General features: G+C 43.4%; 12 protein-coding genes and 1 pseudogene. 10 read left to right on the plus strand and 3 right to left on the minus strand.

All coding sequences use genetic code 11. The features are described 5' to 3' along the window. Position 1: 1 nt before the first annotated feature. The 3 genes from ACS5PU_RS11205 to ACS5PU_RS11215 form a co-directional block, all read right to left on the minus strand. Positions 2-1420 (minus strand): MBL fold metallo-hydrolase, encoded by a 1419-nt coding sequence (locus tag ACS5PU_RS11205; RefSeq protein WP_439459342.1) that lies wholly within the window; start codon positions 1418-1420, stop codon positions 2-4. 85 nt (positions 1421-1505) lie between these two features. Continuing rightward, entirely contained in the window at positions 1506-2303 is a 798-nt protein-coding gene (locus tag ACS5PU_RS11210) for a sulfite exporter TauE/SafE family protein (RefSeq protein WP_056095265.1), read from the minus strand. 124 nt (positions 2304-2427) lie between these two features. After that, positions 2428-3069: a Crp/Fnr family transcriptional regulator gene (locus ACS5PU_RS11215; protein ID WP_090985886.1), complete on the minus strand. Its 642-nt coding sequence runs from the start codon at positions 3067-3069 to the stop codon at positions 2428-2430. 505 nt (positions 3070-3574) lie between these two features. On the opposite strand from ACS5PU_RS11215, the gene ACS5PU_RS11220 reads away from it, so the two are divergent. The 10 genes and pseudogenes from ACS5PU_RS11220 to ACS5PU_RS11265 all read left to right on the plus strand — a co-directional run bounded on the left by ACS5PU_RS11220 (position 3575) and on the right by ACS5PU_RS11265 (position 13909). After that, positions 3575-4555 carry an efflux RND transporter periplasmic adaptor subunit gene (locus ACS5PU_RS11220; protein WP_056095261.1) on the plus strand — a complete coding sequence of 327 codons (981 nt, stop codon included), beginning with the start codon at positions 3575-3577 and terminating at the stop codon, positions 4553-4555. Beyond that, positions 4548-5762, plus strand: coding sequence for an efflux RND transporter periplasmic adaptor subunit (locus ACS5PU_RS11225; protein WP_056095258.1), 1215 nt, complete (start codon positions 4548-4550; stop codon positions 5760-5762). Before ACS5PU_RS11220 ends, ACS5PU_RS11225 begins: the two co-directional genes overlap by 8 nt. Positions 5763-6047: 285 nt before the next feature. Next, positions 6048-6485, plus strand: a complete 438-nt coding sequence (locus tag ACS5PU_RS11230) for a hypothetical protein (protein WP_056095255.1) — start codon at positions 6048-6050, stop codon at positions 6483-6485. Between the two features lie 108 nt (positions 6486-6593). Then, positions 6594-7082, plus strand: coding sequence for a DUF3347 domain-containing protein (locus ACS5PU_RS11235; RefSeq protein WP_056095252.1), 489 nt, complete (start codon positions 6594-6596; stop codon positions 7080-7082). A gap of 117 nt (positions 7083-7199) precedes the next feature. Next, a complete protein-coding gene (locus ACS5PU_RS11240; protein WP_056095249.1) occupies positions 7200-7772 on the plus strand; it encodes a DUF3347 domain-containing protein in 573 nt (190 codons plus the stop codon). 7 nt (positions 7773-7779) lie between these two features. Next, the gene (locus tag ACS5PU_RS11245) at positions 7780-8256 is read left to right on the plus strand and encodes a heme-binding domain-containing protein (RefSeq protein ID WP_056095245.1); all 477 of its coding nucleotides are present in this window, start codon (positions 7780-7782) and stop codon (positions 8254-8256) included. A gap of 138 nt (positions 8257-8394) precedes the next feature. Next, a pseudogene (locus tag ACS5PU_RS11250) lies at positions 8395-8637 on the plus strand (heavy metal-binding domain-containing protein); the annotation flags it as partial. Positions 8638-8658: 21 nt separating this feature from the next. Next, entirely contained in the window at positions 8659-11052 is a 2394-nt protein-coding gene (locus tag ACS5PU_RS11255; RefSeq protein WP_439459797.1) for a multicopper oxidase domain-containing protein, read from the plus strand. A gap of 12 nt (positions 11053-11064) precedes the next feature. After that, positions 11065-13602, plus strand: coding sequence for a heavy metal translocating P-type ATPase (locus ACS5PU_RS11260; RefSeq protein WP_090985884.1), 2538 nt, complete (start codon positions 11065-11067; stop codon positions 13600-13602). 70 nt (positions 13603-13672) lie between these two features. Further along, positions 13673-13909 carry a hypothetical protein gene (locus ACS5PU_RS11265; RefSeq protein WP_139222307.1) on the plus strand — a complete coding sequence of 79 codons (237 nt, stop codon included), beginning with the start codon at positions 13673-13675 and terminating at the stop codon, positions 13907-13909. Positions 13910-14462 lie beyond the last annotated feature (553 nt).

The raw sequence follows: 14462 nt of genomic DNA on the forward strand, positions 1-14462 counted from the left end.
TTTATATTAAGGTACTTGGACATACAAATGCTGTAGTCGGAATACATCCGTTTTCCTGTATGGCCTTAAAACCACCAGCCACATCGATGAGGTTGTGGTACCCGCGTGAGCGCATGATGGAATTGAAAATAACAGAACGGTAACCAACTGCACAGTGAACAAAGTAGGTCTTGGTTTTATCGACGGTGCCGAGGTTTTCGTTGATATAATCCAGTGGAAGGTTGACAGCACCCTCGACATGCTCGCTTAAGTATTCCTTTGTTTTTCTGACGTCCAGAATATTTACCTGCGCTTTTTTGCCGATTTCGGCCAGCCGGGCTACACAAACCGATTTTATCTCGTCGGTTTCCTGACCAGCTTTTTTCCAGGCAACGACGCCGCCATCTAGGTAACCTACTGCACCATCAAATCCTACTCTTGATAAACGGGTGAGCACTTCTTCAATTCTACCCTCATCTGTAATAAGTAAAATAGGATGTTTAATGTCCGGGATTAAAGTTCCTACCCAGGGGGCGAAATTTCCATCGATGCCAATATTTACCGAGTTTGGGAGAAAGCCTTTTATAAAATCCTCTGGAGCTCTTGTGTCGAGAATTACCGCTCCTGTTTCATTTGCAACCCGCTCAAAAGCATCGGGGTTAAGGGCTTGCATGCCTCGTTCTATCACTTTGTTAAAACTATCATATCCATGGATGTTCATCATGACGTTTTCAGGAAAATATGCAGGAGGCGGTAAAAGACCATCAGTAACCTCTTTAATGAATTCGTCTTTGGACATGCCTGCCCTTAGCGCATAATTGGTCTTCTTTTGATTTCCCAAAAGATCGGTGGTCTCTTTGCTCATATTTTTTCCGCATGCGCTACCCGCACCATGTGCAGGATAAACCATAATATCATCGCTTAAAGGCATGATCTTATTGCGTAAAGAATCAAAGAGATAACCTGCTAGCATCTCACTTGTAAGCTCACTGACCGGTTTCTGTGCCAGATCGGGTCTTCCCACATCGCCTATAAAAAGCGTATCGCCGGAGAACAGTGCTATTTCCTTTCCTTGCTCATCGCTAACCAGGAAACAGGTGCTTTCCATGGTATGTCCTGGGGTGTGCAACACTTTAATCTTTGCCCCACCAAGTCGCAACACTTCTCCGTCTTTCGCACCGTAAAAATCAAAGTCGGGTTTTGCATTCGGCCCGTAAACGATTTCTGCGCCGCTTTCTTTAGCCAGATCAATGTGTCCGGATACAAAATCGGCATGGAAATGTGTTTCGAGCACGTATTTTATTTTTGCGTTGTTCTTCCGTGCACGTTCCATATACGGACTAACCTCTCGAAGCGGATCGATAATGGCCGCCTCTCCGTTGCTTTCTATATAATAGGCACCTTGTGCCAGACATCCGGTGTAAATTTGTTCTATAATCATGATGATTAAATTAGTATGTCAAAATTAATCCTTAACGATATGGTCGTTGGTGACTTTTGTCACACAAGGAGTTTGTTTCTGAAGGTTACTTAAATATTACCTCTTTTAGAATGATGTAGCAACCCATAACCAGTACAAACCACCCGAAACCTTTCTTCAGTTTTCCTCCATCTATTTTTTTGTTTATCATTCCACCTACCACGATACCGGCAATGGCAACGGTAGTAATTTTGGCGAGAAAGATCCAGTCGATATGGAAATGTCCAAGATCGCCGGTGAAACCGATGAGCGAATTAAGCGCTATGATGAAAAGTGAAGTACCTACGGCCTCTTTCATGGGTAAGCCCACTAAAATAACAAGTGTAGGAATAAGTAGAAAGCCACCACCAGCACCCAAAAAACCAGTAGCGAGGCCGATGGCAATGCCGTATAAAAACAGTTTACCGATGTGAAGTGGGGGTTTTTCTATTCGGGTGCTGCTTTCTGCTCTTGCACCTTTAATCATCGCTGTTGCAGCCGCTACCATCAAAACTGCAAAGAGTACCATCATGAGCATGTTTTCTGTTAACTCAAAATCGCCGATTTTTATTATTATCTTGGGTATAAGGGGGATAATGAATTTGCGGGTTAAGAATACAGTTGAGATGGATGCACTACCAAACAGCAAAGCTGTTTTAATATTCACCAGCCCACGCTTAAAATTCCCGACTGTACCTGCTAAACTTGTAGAGCCAACGATGAACAATGAATAAGAAGTAGCCAATAGCGGATTAACCCCAAATAGGTAAACCAGTACCGGCATGGTGAGGATAGAACCGCCACCGCCGATCAATCCAAGCGAAATTCCAATTAAGGCAGATGCAACGTATGCAATGATTTCCATTTCTGTTATTTTTTAACAAAAATCGAGTTATCATCTACCAATGTTGGTGACTTTTGTCACACTCATTATATTTTCAAGAAGTGATGCCTTTCGCAGTAAAAATAACTTTATTCTTTTTATGGGCTTAGGCTAAATATTCGATGTAATTACGGTACATCTTAATTTCTCCTGCCTGCTCCATTTTCTTAAGCAGCCTTGAAATTACTTCCCGGGAGGTGTTCAAATCAGATGCAATTTCACTGTGGGTAAGGTGCAGTTCTTTTGTGTTTAAATCTCCAGCTTGCTTTTTCAGGTAAAAGGCCAGCCGCTCATCCATTGCCTTAAAGGCGATATTATCGATGACAAAGAGGAGTTCTTCAAAGCGCATACGGTATGTTTCAATGACAAAGTAATACCATGTTCTGTAATCCCGCATCAGCTTATCCATCAGGGCAATCGGAATCATGAGTACCTTGGTCTGTTCAATGGCCTTTGCCATTACCTGACTGGTTTCCTGTTTGGTTGCGCATATCATGGAAAGTGCACACGCATTTCCTGGCTGGAGATAATACATAAAGAATTCCTGTCCATCTTCTCCCTCCCTGTAGAGCTTTACCATGCCTTCTACGATAAGCACCGTGGAGCGCATATTCTGCCCAGTTTGCATGAGCATATCACCTCCCTGAAAATCCCTAAGCGTCGCATTCTCGATAAGGATGGTCTTAAGGGCAGGTTCAAACTGGGGAAAAAGTCTTTCGATGTATTCCGCAATGGTCATATCTTTCATTTTAGCTGTTTTGGATTTTAAAGATAACTATACTGCAGGCCTGCGCCAAAATTCTTTAAAATATTGGAATACATTTTTTGGATATAGAATAAAGGGTATAATAAATTTACAAAGAAACTCTCTATGGTTCCCTAATTAAAACATGCAGCGCGTTTTTTCCAAAGTAAACCTAACACTTCGTCCAGGGATAAAGCTGACAAAAATCACATATTGTTTTTTATTTTTTATCCCTTGTTAATCTTTATGTTTTTTGATCGACCCGGAAAGAAATAGCCCGATCAGTGCGACTTTTTAAAGGTACCACCATAACTATGAATCGTAACAATGAGGTCATAATTAGCTTCTGAGGCGTGGCTTACTAGTCTTTGGGCATTTAATTTTATATATTGAATTAAAGTGGCTCAAACGCTTGCTGGCTTAAGACTTATTGTTATCCAAATAGGATCAGTGGGGATCTGCTTTTTAAAGGGTCCCCACTTTATGGACTACTTGGGGCAATTTCCTGATGGCGGCTAATATATTTTTTTACGTTGCGGTTTTTCAGTTTCTGCCTATGTTCCCAACCCTGACCCATCTTATTGAATACCTATTTGGAATATATATTCCGCTTCCCGTTCAGACTTTCGGTTTCTTTGTGGCCCTGGCATTTATTTCTGGTTACCTGCTGTTTTCTGCTGAGCTTAAAAGAAAGGAGGCTGCAGGACATATAGCACCTGTTGAGATTATTATACAGCCTAAGAAGGAGATTTTGTTATGGGAATGGATAACCAATGGATTTTTAGGTTTTCTTATCGGGTATAAACTGGTTTATGCTGCAGGGAACTATGCTGCTTTTGCTGCTGAACCCGGACAAATCATCCTCTCTCCAAGGGGAAGCTTACCGGGAGGGTTGCTGCTTTGCGCAATTCTTCTTTTTACCGTCTACCTTAAAAAACGCAGGCTTTCTCTGTCGGACCATAGGCCGGTTCATATTTTAAGGCACCCTTACCAGATTATGCCTGAGCTGATCACCTGGGCTGCCCTGTTCCAGGCCATTATCAAGATCGACAGAAATTCACTGGCCAGCTTAGAGTTAAATCAACCGGTTAAGATTACCCTGCCGGATCTGCCAGGTAAAACGTTATATGGGAAAGTAGATTTTATTGAACCTACCCTTCAGCAAGGTGACAAAACGGTTAGCGCAAGGGTTTATCTGGACAATATGGAACATCAGCTGAAGGTAAACAGTCTAATCAATGCCTCAATAGAGACGGGAAAATCCAAAGGGCTTTGGATACCGAGGTCTGCTCTGCAGGATCTTGGGCAGACAAAAATAATCTGGCTAAAAAAAGGCAGCTTATACTATGCACATAGTGTAAATATTGGGACTTTCAAAGGGAACGAAATACAGATAACAAGAGGCCTTTCCGCAACCGATACCCTGGCAGTAGATGCAGGGTATTTAACAGACAGTGAGAGTTTCATCAAAACAAAGGGTCATGAATAACATAAAAAGAATTAACCTGAAAAGGATCTGTGCCTTACTGATTATTGTGCTTTCAGTAAGTATATTTAACAGCTGCAAACAAAAAGCAGAGCCGGCGGCAAAAGCAAAAAGCAAATTTTACTATACCTGTTCCATGCATCCACAGATACATGAAGACCATCCCGGCAACTGTCCGATCTGTGGCATGAAACTGATCAAGGTCGAACTTACTGGATCAGGAAATTCTGCCACGGAAAAAATAACATTGACAGCAAGCCAGATTCAGTTGGCAGGCATAACAGTTGATACGGTAAGGGAAGAAAATACAGGGGGCGAAAAACTTCTGACCGGAACAGTTGCCACGGACGAAAGTAAGGCGGAAGAGATCAGTGCAAGAGTGGCCGGACGCATACAGCGTTTATTTGTTAGGTCCGTTGGAGAAAAAATAACAATAGGTCAGGCAGTGTATTCCATTTATAGCGAAGACCTGTTATCAGCCGAAAAAGAATACCTTTTGGCCAGGCAGCAGCAGAAGGTATTAAATAATCCTGACGTCGATTATGAGGCCATGATCAAGACAGTAGAGCACAAGTTATTGTTATGGGGCCTGAACTCCGCCCAGATCATAAATCTTTCTTCTTTGTCCAAAACTTCGGCCACTGTTACCATATACAGCAAGGTTAACGGAACGGTAAGCGACATAGCCATCCACGAGGGTGATTACGTAACTGAAGGGATGGCTATATTAAAAACGCAAGGGTTAGCCAATCTATGGATAGAGGCGCAGTTATATGCCGGCGAAAGCGGAAACTATAAGGAAAATGACATGGTGAATGTCTCTTTTCCAGATCTGAACGGACAGGTTGTTAAAGGCAAGGTGGAATTTGTAAATCCTGAACTATCAGATGAATCTAAGGTTGTGCTCATCCGGATCGCAGTTCCAAATACGCAGGGGCTGATCAGGCCGGGGATGTTGGCATACATTTCCATTGGTAATGGAAAACAGAATGCTGTTGCTGTGCCCACATCTTCAATACTAGCAGGAGGTAAAGGCAATAAGGTATGGATCAAAAATCGTGATGGAAGTTTTTCTGGAAGAAAGGTCAATACCGGAGCAGGGAACGGGGGCTATGTGCAGGTATTGTCTGGCATTTCACTAGGTGAAATAGTGGTCACCAGTAGAGCCTACCTCTTGGAGAGTGAATCGATATTCAAAAATGGAGGGTAAGGTTATGATTTGGTGCGTCATATCTTATGGATAAATACCCATGGTAAGTAAAATTTGGCATAGTATGTAGCTTGATTGCGCTAATACTGTCTGGACCTTGGTGAAAAGCAAATCCAGCATTTGACAGGTCGGAGTCTGCGAAACGAAATTACTTTTCGAGGGGCCGAAAAATATTGAAACAAGTTCAATGTCAGAAATTTGAGGTGATTTTCTAATATAATTATATAAAAGATATGGGAAATTATATAAATTTAATTTTGCATCTTTATATAGATTTGTAGTCTGATGAAAACCAAAGCCATCTTTCTTTTAGTGATTTTTCTGCTCAACACTGTTGTTGGCCTTGCCTGTGCAGTTGGAATGGAAAGAGATAATCATGGAGAAAGTGATGTACATGTTTCCTCTAAAAAGAATAATCACAAACATGATCATCAGCATAAAGGTGCACATGTGCATAAACACAGTGCTTCAAATGGACCGAATCTTTCAAAAGAAGATCCCTGTTGCAAGACTCTGGTCAACGACCTTGTGGTTCAGGGGAAGCTTGTTCCCCAAAGCGTTAAAAACCAGGTTATCCTACCTGTTCTATTGCTTCCAGATTATAATTACAACTTTTTAATTCCTTCTGTCAAACTGGCTCTCAAAAAGAGCGTTTACGCCGGACAGCGGGAGCGGCCACCCAACAGGGACATCCGGATTTCCATCAATAGCTTTCAGATATAAGATTTCACCAAGAATTACCAATAGAGCCCGTGTTACATTGACATGGTGCCTGGCTTTCGCGCGGCCAAAACTCCTGCGGAAAGAGTGTAAACATTTAATCTTAAAATCATGAAAAAAATATTTTTTCTGGTTGCCCTATTGGCAATCGTTTTCACTGGCCGCGTCCTTGCGCAAAATAGCCAGACACAGTCACTTTTAACTTCTTATTACGATATCAAAAATGCATTGATAAATGCAGATGCGACAGTCGCCGCCTCAAAAGCCACTGAGTTTTCCAGAGCGCTGGGCAGCATGGACATGAAGTCAATGCCAGAAGCCGATATGAATATATTTATAGGTTTACAGGATAAGCTTGCCTTTGATGCCAAGCACATATCGGAGAGTAAGGATATTGCCCATCAGAGAGAATATTTCGCAACTTTTTCTGCCAATCTTTTTAAACTGGCAAAAGCCGTTAAACTCACCAAAGCGCCTGTTTATTATACCTATTGTCCATTGAAAAAGAGCTATTGGCTTTCTGATAACGCTGGTATCAAAAACCCTTATTTCGGTAAGCAGATGCTGACCTGTGGTGCAGTAAAGGAGACTATCAAATAATTCATATTGTTATTGAGCGGACATTTAGCATTGTGATGTTTTGGTCCGTTCAATATAGCTGTATGCATATATTCTACATACAGCTCGAAATAATTTATTCAAGATATATCAAAAACAATGAAAACATTAATATATAGCCTTCTGGGCCCACTATTTTTCCTTGCCGCCTGTACAAATGGCAAAAATGAAAAGCAAGATTCCGCTGTTGCGGATTCCACGACCAAAAATGTTTCTAGGGAAACCAATAATGTAAAAAAATCCCAAACGGCTGCGCTTTTATCCGGCTATCTGAAACTGAAAAATGCCCTGACCACGGACGATGATAAACAAGCTGCCGCCGCAGGCAGTGAAATGGTCGCAGCGTTCGCCAGTTTTGATGAAAAATCATTGACTTCGGAGCAGGCCAGGGCATATAGCGATATTCGGGATGATGCCAAAGAGCACGCAGAGCATATCGGTTCCAATGCAGGCAATATTGCCCATCAACGTGAGCATTTCGATATGCTGAGCAAAGACATGTACGATATGATCAAGCTCCTTGGCACTGACAAGCCCCTGTATGTGGACCGTTGTCCCATGTACAACAATAACAAGGGTGCAATCTGGGTGAGTGAGATAAAGGAGATCAAAAACCCTTACCTTGGAAAAACGATGCCCACCTGTGGCACTGTCAAAGAAGAACTGAAATAGCACAAAAATGACGGGCATAAAAAAAACCTTTCTTGGGCTATTAGTTATCTTCATGCTTATGCAGATCTTACAGCCTGCACGCAATAAAAGCGCGCAGGCTATGCCTCAGGATATATCCACACTTGTTCCTATGCCTGATGATGTGCAGGGGATACTTAAAAAATCATGTTATGACTGTCACAGCAACAACACGGAATATCCATGGTATGCCTATGTTCAGCCGCTTCACTGGTACCTTAACAGTCACATACGATCGGGAAAAGAGGAGCTGAACTTTAATGAATTTGCCGGCTATACCTTGCGGAGGCGTCAGAACAAACTGCGGGCCATAGAAAATAGCTTAAAAGATGGTACAATGCCGCTTTCCTCTTATAGCCTGATCCACAGAAATGCAATATTAGATCCAAGGGAAAAGTCGATACTCATAAAGTGGGTACAGAATTCAAGGGATAGTTTGAACAGAAAGAATCTCACTGCTCTTTAAATTAACAAAGAAATGAAAAATATATTAACAGTCTTTTTATTGATAATTTATTCTGTGGTTTCCGCCCAGGATATGAAGGGAATGAAAACGGACAAGAACGGCAGTGCTGGTCAGTCCAGGGTAATCTATACCTGTGTGATGCACCCGGAAATACAATCGGAAAAACCCGGTAACTGTCCAAAGTGCGGAATGAAGCTTATCCTGCAGAAAGGTAAAGTGGATAAGGCAAAGACAGCTGATCCGGGCAAAAAGAAGCAAGGTACAAAAAAGGGAGCTATGGAAGGCATGAAAATGCTGGCAGAAAAATTGGAAAGTAAGCCAAAAGAGGAATCAGTAACCTATACCTGCCCAATGCACCCTGAGATCCATGACTCCAAACCTGGCAACTGTCCCAAATGCGGGATGAAGCTAATCAGGGAAAAGCCCAGGTCAGCGCCTGAACAGAATGGGGGAACAAAGGAAAGTTCCAAAAAGAGTGAGGATATGGGGGATATGGCGGGCATGGCAATGGATGATAACAGTTCTGACATGGAAAATATCAAAACTGCAAAGGCCAATTTGGGCCCGATTAAGACCGTTGCGAATAAATTTCCACCACGTACCGTGCGTTATGATCTTTACATAGCCGATACAACGGTAAATTATGGGAGAAAATCAAAGCGGGCAATTGCGGTAAACGGTCAGATCCCCATGCCCACACTGACCTTTACGCAGGGCGATACCGCCCTGATCTACGTGCACAATAATCTCGACGAGGAAACCGCGCTGCACTGGCACGGACTTTTTCTTCCGAACAAGATGGATGGTGTTCCTTTTCTGACCCAAATGCCGATCAAACCGCACACTACCTACATCTATAAGTTTCCCATCGTCCAACATGGAACGCACTGGTACCACAGCCACAGCGGCCTTCAGGAACAGATAGGTATGTATGGGGCATTTATCATGAACAAACGTACGGAGTGGGATATTCCAACCCTTCCAGTAGTCATTAGCGAATGGACAGATATGAAGCCCGAGGAGGTTCATAGAAGCCTGAAAAATGCCAACGACTGGTTTGCCATCAAAAAAGGGACTACCCAGAGTTATGCAGAAGCGATCAGGACCGGACATTTTAAAACAAAGGTAGCCAATGAATGGAAGCGCATGAATGCCATGGATGTGAGCGATGTTTATTATGAAGCCTTTCTCATCAATGGGAAAAATCAGAACGAACAGCCGCAGTTCAAGGCTGGGGACAAGGTAAGGCTGCGTATTGCAAACGGTGGAGCCTCAGATTATTTCTGGCTTAAATATGCAGGGGGCAAGATTACCGTTGTCGCTACCGATGGAAATGATGTGGAGCCTGTAGAGGTCGACAGGCTGATTATAGCGGTTTCCGAAACCTATGATGTAGTGGTCACGATTCCGGAAAATAAGAGCTATGAATTTTTGGTCACTCCTGAAGACCGTACTGGATCAGCATCACTATGGCTGGGCAAGGGAGAAAAGGTCCATGCAGAGAAAATGCCCAAACTGAAGTATTTTGCCGGAATGAAAATGATGAACGATATGATGGATATGAGCGGCAATATGGTACAGATGGAAGGCATGAAGATGCAGAACCAGATCATGGATATGAATACGGTGATGTACCCGGAGGTAACCGGTGAAGAAAATTCAAAAACAGAGAAAAAAATGAAGGGGATGCCTGGTATGCAGATGTCTGGTGACAAGAGCATGGCAGGGATGAATATGGAGGCAGAAACCGCCGATATCGTTACTCTGAACTATAATATGCTTCGAGATCCAAAGAAAACAACCCTGCCAAAAGGCCCATGGAAGGAACTTAAGTTTGACCTTACAGGAAATATGAACCGTTACGTCTGGACGCTGGATAACAAAACCGTTTCTGAAAGCGATAAGATACTGATAAAAAAGGGCGAAAATGTTAGGATAATCCTTTACAACAACAGTATGATGCGCCATCCTATGCACCTTCATGGCCATGACTTCAGGGTAATTAACCGGCAGGGAGAATATGCCCCGATGAAGAACATTATCGACATCATGCCCATGGAGCGGGATACCCTTGAATTTGCAGCAACAGAGCCAGGAGGCGACTGGTTCTTCCACTGCCATATTCTCTATCACATGATGAGCGGTATGGGAAGGGTATTCAGTTATGAGAATTCTCCGCCTAATCCCGAAATCCCGGACCCCAAGCTGGCACAGCGAAAACTTTTCAGTGATGACAGGGCATTTCATCCAATGGCACGCATCGGAATCGAAACCAATGGCAGCGACGGAGAGATTATGCTCGCCAATACCCGTTACCGCTTTACCACTGAATGGCGGATTGGGTTTGACAAGGAAATGGGCTATGAAAGTGAAAGTCATTTTGGAAGATATATCGGGAGAAACCAATGGCTATTGCCCTATATCGGATGGGATTTTAGAAAAAGAACGGTTGATCCCTTGGACAAGAATGTTTTCGGGCAATCACTTTCGCCGGGAAACAACCTTTTCGGGCAGGGAAATACCAAAAATTTCAGGCAGGTATTTCATTTGGGAGTTCAATATACCCTACCACTGCTGATCGTTGCAGATGCTTCCCTCGATCACAAGGGGAATGTCAGGTTTCAGCTGATGAGGGAAGATATCCCCGTTTCCAAAAGACTGCGCTTCCAGTTTATGGTCAATACCGATAAGGAATATATGGCCGGATTCAGGTACATCGTTACTAAGTATTTTGGGCTTTCAACACATTATGACAGTGATATGGGCTATGGCGCCGGATTGACATTAAGCTATTAACAAATCAAAAACATGGAACACACCTATAAAATAACCGGAATGAGCTGTCAGGGCTGCCGGAGCAAAGTCGAAAATGTGCTGAATGCGATTGATGGCGTTTCTGCACAGGTGACCCTTGAACCTGCTGAAGCCGTCATAACTATGCAAGAACATATCCCGACGGAAAAGCTGCAGGAGGCTCTTTCTGCCGCCGGACATTACGGTATTGAAATGGCAGTTCAGGGAAAACATGTTCTAAAATCTTCAGAACATCCTAATCATGATCATTCAACCCATGAGCAAAGTCCCAAGGTTGAAAATGATGATAAAAATGAAGCGGGAGGCCTGTTTTATTGTCCTATGCACTGTCAAGGTCAGAAGACTTATGATAAGCCAAGTCATTGCCCTGTATGCGGGATGGACCTGGTAAAACAGCCTGCCAAGAAACAGGCATCTCAATTTACCTGCCCCATGCATCCCGAGATTATCAGGGACAAACCAGGATCATGTCCGCTCTGCGGAATGGACCTGGTACCTACAGGGACAAACCTTGAAGAAGAAGATAAAACTTATGAAACCCTGCTCAAAAAGTTCAAGATTGCAGCAGGTTTTACCATACCCATTTTTGTTATTGCCATGACGGAAATGATTCCCAGCAATCCTTTGTTTGATCTAATGGAACTTAAATACTGGAACTGGGTTCAGTTTTTTCTTTCTATTCCGGTGGTCTTTTATGCAACCTGGATGTTCTTTCAGCGTGCATGGCAATCCATCATTACCTGGAAACTGAACATGTTTACACTGATTGGGATTGGTGCCGGGGTATCCTGGGGCTTCAGTATTGTCGCCCTTCTATTCCCCGGAGTTTTTCCTGATCAGTTTAAAACACATCACGGCACCGTTTTCGTTTATTTTGAGGCGGCAACCGTGATTCTTACGCTGGTACTGCTCGGTCAGCTTTTGGAAGCCCGGGCGCATGGCAAAACCAACAGCGCCATTAAGGAGCTGTTGAAGCTGGCACCTAATTCAGCAACAAAAGTGGTCGGGGATAAGGAAATATCAGTATCTATTGATGATATTCAGAAAGGAGATCTGCTGAGGGTAAAGCCTGGTGAAAAAATTCCGGTGGATGGTAGTATTAAGAACGGGGAAGCTGTAATTGATGAATCCATGATCACAGGAGAACCCCTTCCTGTTGAGAAAAAGATAGGGGATAAAATCAGTTCAGGAACCATCAATGGTAAAAAGACCTTTGTCATGCTTGCCGAAAAGGTAGGCTCAGAAACACTGCTTTCCCAGATCATCGAAATGGTCAATTCCGCCAGCCGCTCAAAAGCGCCCATCCAAAAGATGGCCGATAAAATTTCAGGTTATTTCGTGCCTGTTGTGGTATTGATTTCTATTGTAACGTTCGTGGTATGGGCAGTATACGGCCCCGATCCGGCCTATGTTTATGCTTTTGTAAATGCAATCGCGGTATTGATTATTGCATGCCCATGTGCGCTAGGCCTGGCTACCCCAATGTCGGTAATGGTGGGAGTAGGGAAGGGCGCTCAGTCTGGTATACTGATCAAAAATGCGGAATCTCTTGAGAAAATGAATGCTATTGATGTAGTGGTCATCGATAAAACTGGTACGGTTACAGAGGGAAAGCCCTCGGTTGAAAGTGTGGTTAGCGTAGATAAGGGCTTTACCGAAAAACAGATCCTGGAGAAAATTGTGGCTTTGAACAGCAGCAGCGAACATCCATTGGCACAGGCAACTTTGCGTTATGGGGAGGAAAACGAAATATCCGTTAAGGCTATATCCGACTTTGAGGCCGTTACCGGGAAGGGCGTAACAGGCAGTCTGAATGGGGAAAGACTGGCTTTGGGGAACCAAAAACTGATGGAGCATGTTAAAGCGGCGATTGATCCTAGTCTGTCCGAGCAGGTTAGTGCCGCTCAAAGGCAGGGCAAGACGGTTTCTTATTTGGCCGTTGGAAATAAAGCAGTGGGGTTTGTTGTGATTTCGGATAAGATCAAGCATTCCAGCACAGCTGCTATTCTAAAGCTCCAGCAGGAAGGCATCAAGGTAATCATGTTTACCGGAGACAATGAGGATACAGCGAGGGCAGTAAGCGCAACTTTAAATCTGGATGGGTTCAAAGCTCAGATGTTGCCTGAAGATAAGCTGAATGAAATAAAAAAACTACAGGCCGAAGGCAAAAAGGTAGCCATGGCAGGTGACGGCATCAATGATGCCCCTGCACTTTCCCAGGCTGATATCGGGATTGCCATGGGCACGGGAACAGACGTTGCTATCCAGAGTGCCTCGATTACATTGGTGAAGGGGGATTTAAACGGGATCGCAAAAGCAAGGTTGTTGAGCCATAAAGTAATGGGCAATATCAAAGGAAACCTGTTTTTTGCCCTGGGATACAATGTATTGGGGATTCCGATAGCGGCTGGTATTTTATATCCGTTTTTTGGAGTTTTACTTTCTCCCATGATAGCTGCACTCGCGATGAGTTTTAGCTCGGTTTCCGTTATTTTGAATTCCCTGAGATTGAGAAATGCCAAAATCGACTGATATTTTTTTAGTAGAGGAAAAAGGCAGATGCTGTTACCGATGGCCGTTGCGTGAGGATAACAGGGGATATTTGAAAACGCTTCCGGCGCATATCAGGTTAGAATATAAACTGAGCGGTGAAAAACTAAATCTTGTTTTCGCGCACGGCAGTACCAGTAGTATAGATGAATACATACTGATAGACACAGATGCAGACTATGTTTTGGAAATGCTTAAAGAAGCTGATGCAGATCTGCTTTTTGTGGTGCACTTCCACAAGCCGTATCACAGAATTTGGAAACCCCATATTGAAAGTTCAAACATGTGATCAACCTGGGATCCCTCGGAAAGCCTAACGACGGTGACCCAAGGGGTTGTTACCTTATGTTCACTTAAATGCAGGCTGTTCTACAACCGATGCAAATAGTATTGAAATTGAATTCAAGCGTGTCGAGCACGACGTGGAAGCATCCCCCACAGCTATCATAAACAGTCCCCCTGTCCGGTGAGTTTGCTGATGCCTTGAAGCTTGCGAAATAACCCCAATCAATTGGACAGTCAAATTTGAGGGTGCCAGGCTCTTATTCTTCATTTACAGATCTTGCAATCTATTATATCACATAACAACAACACAGAGTATTAGTAAATTTTATACTTTTACACCGTGAAATTCATTGCCCTGGTTTTATCTCTCATCGTATATACGCTAACCGCGGTACCATGCTGCGCTTTAGCGCGAGAAGATAGCCATGTACTGAAAACCGATAAAGCGGAAAAACATGCTTGCAGTGAACATAACGATAATTGTTGCAAAGGCTGTTCACCGTTTTATGTCTGTGGTACCTGTATCGGCTTTACCATCACTACACGGACAACGATCG

Source organism: Pedobacter sp. GSP4, assembly GCF_051857575.1.
Taxonomy (GTDB): domain Bacteria; phylum Bacteroidota; class Bacteroidia; order Sphingobacteriales; family Sphingobacteriaceae; genus Pedobacter.

Bases quoted from the DNA above. Each gene is read 5' to 3' on its own strand.
- ACS5PU_RS11205 (WP_439459342.1), bottom strand. From the start codon at position 1,420: ATGATTATAGAACAAATTTACACCGGATGTCTGGCACAAGGTGCCTAT.
- ACS5PU_RS11210 (WP_056095265.1), bottom strand. From the start codon at position 2,303: ATGGAAATCATTGCATACGTTGCATCTGCCTTAATTGGAATTTCGCTT.
- ACS5PU_RS11215 (WP_090985886.1), bottom strand. From the start codon at position 3,069: ATGAAAGATATGACCATTGCGGAATACATCGAAAGACTTTTTCCCCAG.
- ACS5PU_RS11220 (WP_056095261.1), top strand. From the start codon at position 3,575: ATGGCGGCTAATATATTTTTTTACGTTGCGGTTTTTCAGTTTCTGCCT.
- ACS5PU_RS11225 (WP_056095258.1), top strand. From the start codon at position 4,548: ATGAATAACATAAAAAGAATTAACCTGAAAAGGATCTGTGCCTTACTG.
- ACS5PU_RS11230 (WP_056095255.1), top strand. From the start codon at position 6,048: ATGAAAACCAAAGCCATCTTTCTTTTAGTGATTTTTCTGCTCAACACT.
- ACS5PU_RS11235 (WP_056095252.1), top strand. From the start codon at position 6,594: ATGAAAAAAATATTTTTTCTGGTTGCCCTATTGGCAATCGTTTTCACT.
- ACS5PU_RS11240 (WP_056095249.1), top strand. From the start codon at position 7,200: ATGAAAACATTAATATATAGCCTTCTGGGCCCACTATTTTTCCTTGCC.
- ACS5PU_RS11245 (WP_056095245.1), top strand. From the start codon at position 7,780: ATGACGGGCATAAAAAAAACCTTTCTTGGGCTATTAGTTATCTTCATG.
- ACS5PU_RS11255 (WP_439459797.1), top strand. From the start codon at position 8,659: ATGAAGCTAATCAGGGAAAAGCCCAGGTCAGCGCCTGAACAGAATGGG.
- ACS5PU_RS11260 (WP_090985884.1), top strand. From the start codon at position 11,065: ATGGAACACACCTATAAAATAACCGGAATGAGCTGTCAGGGCTGCCGG.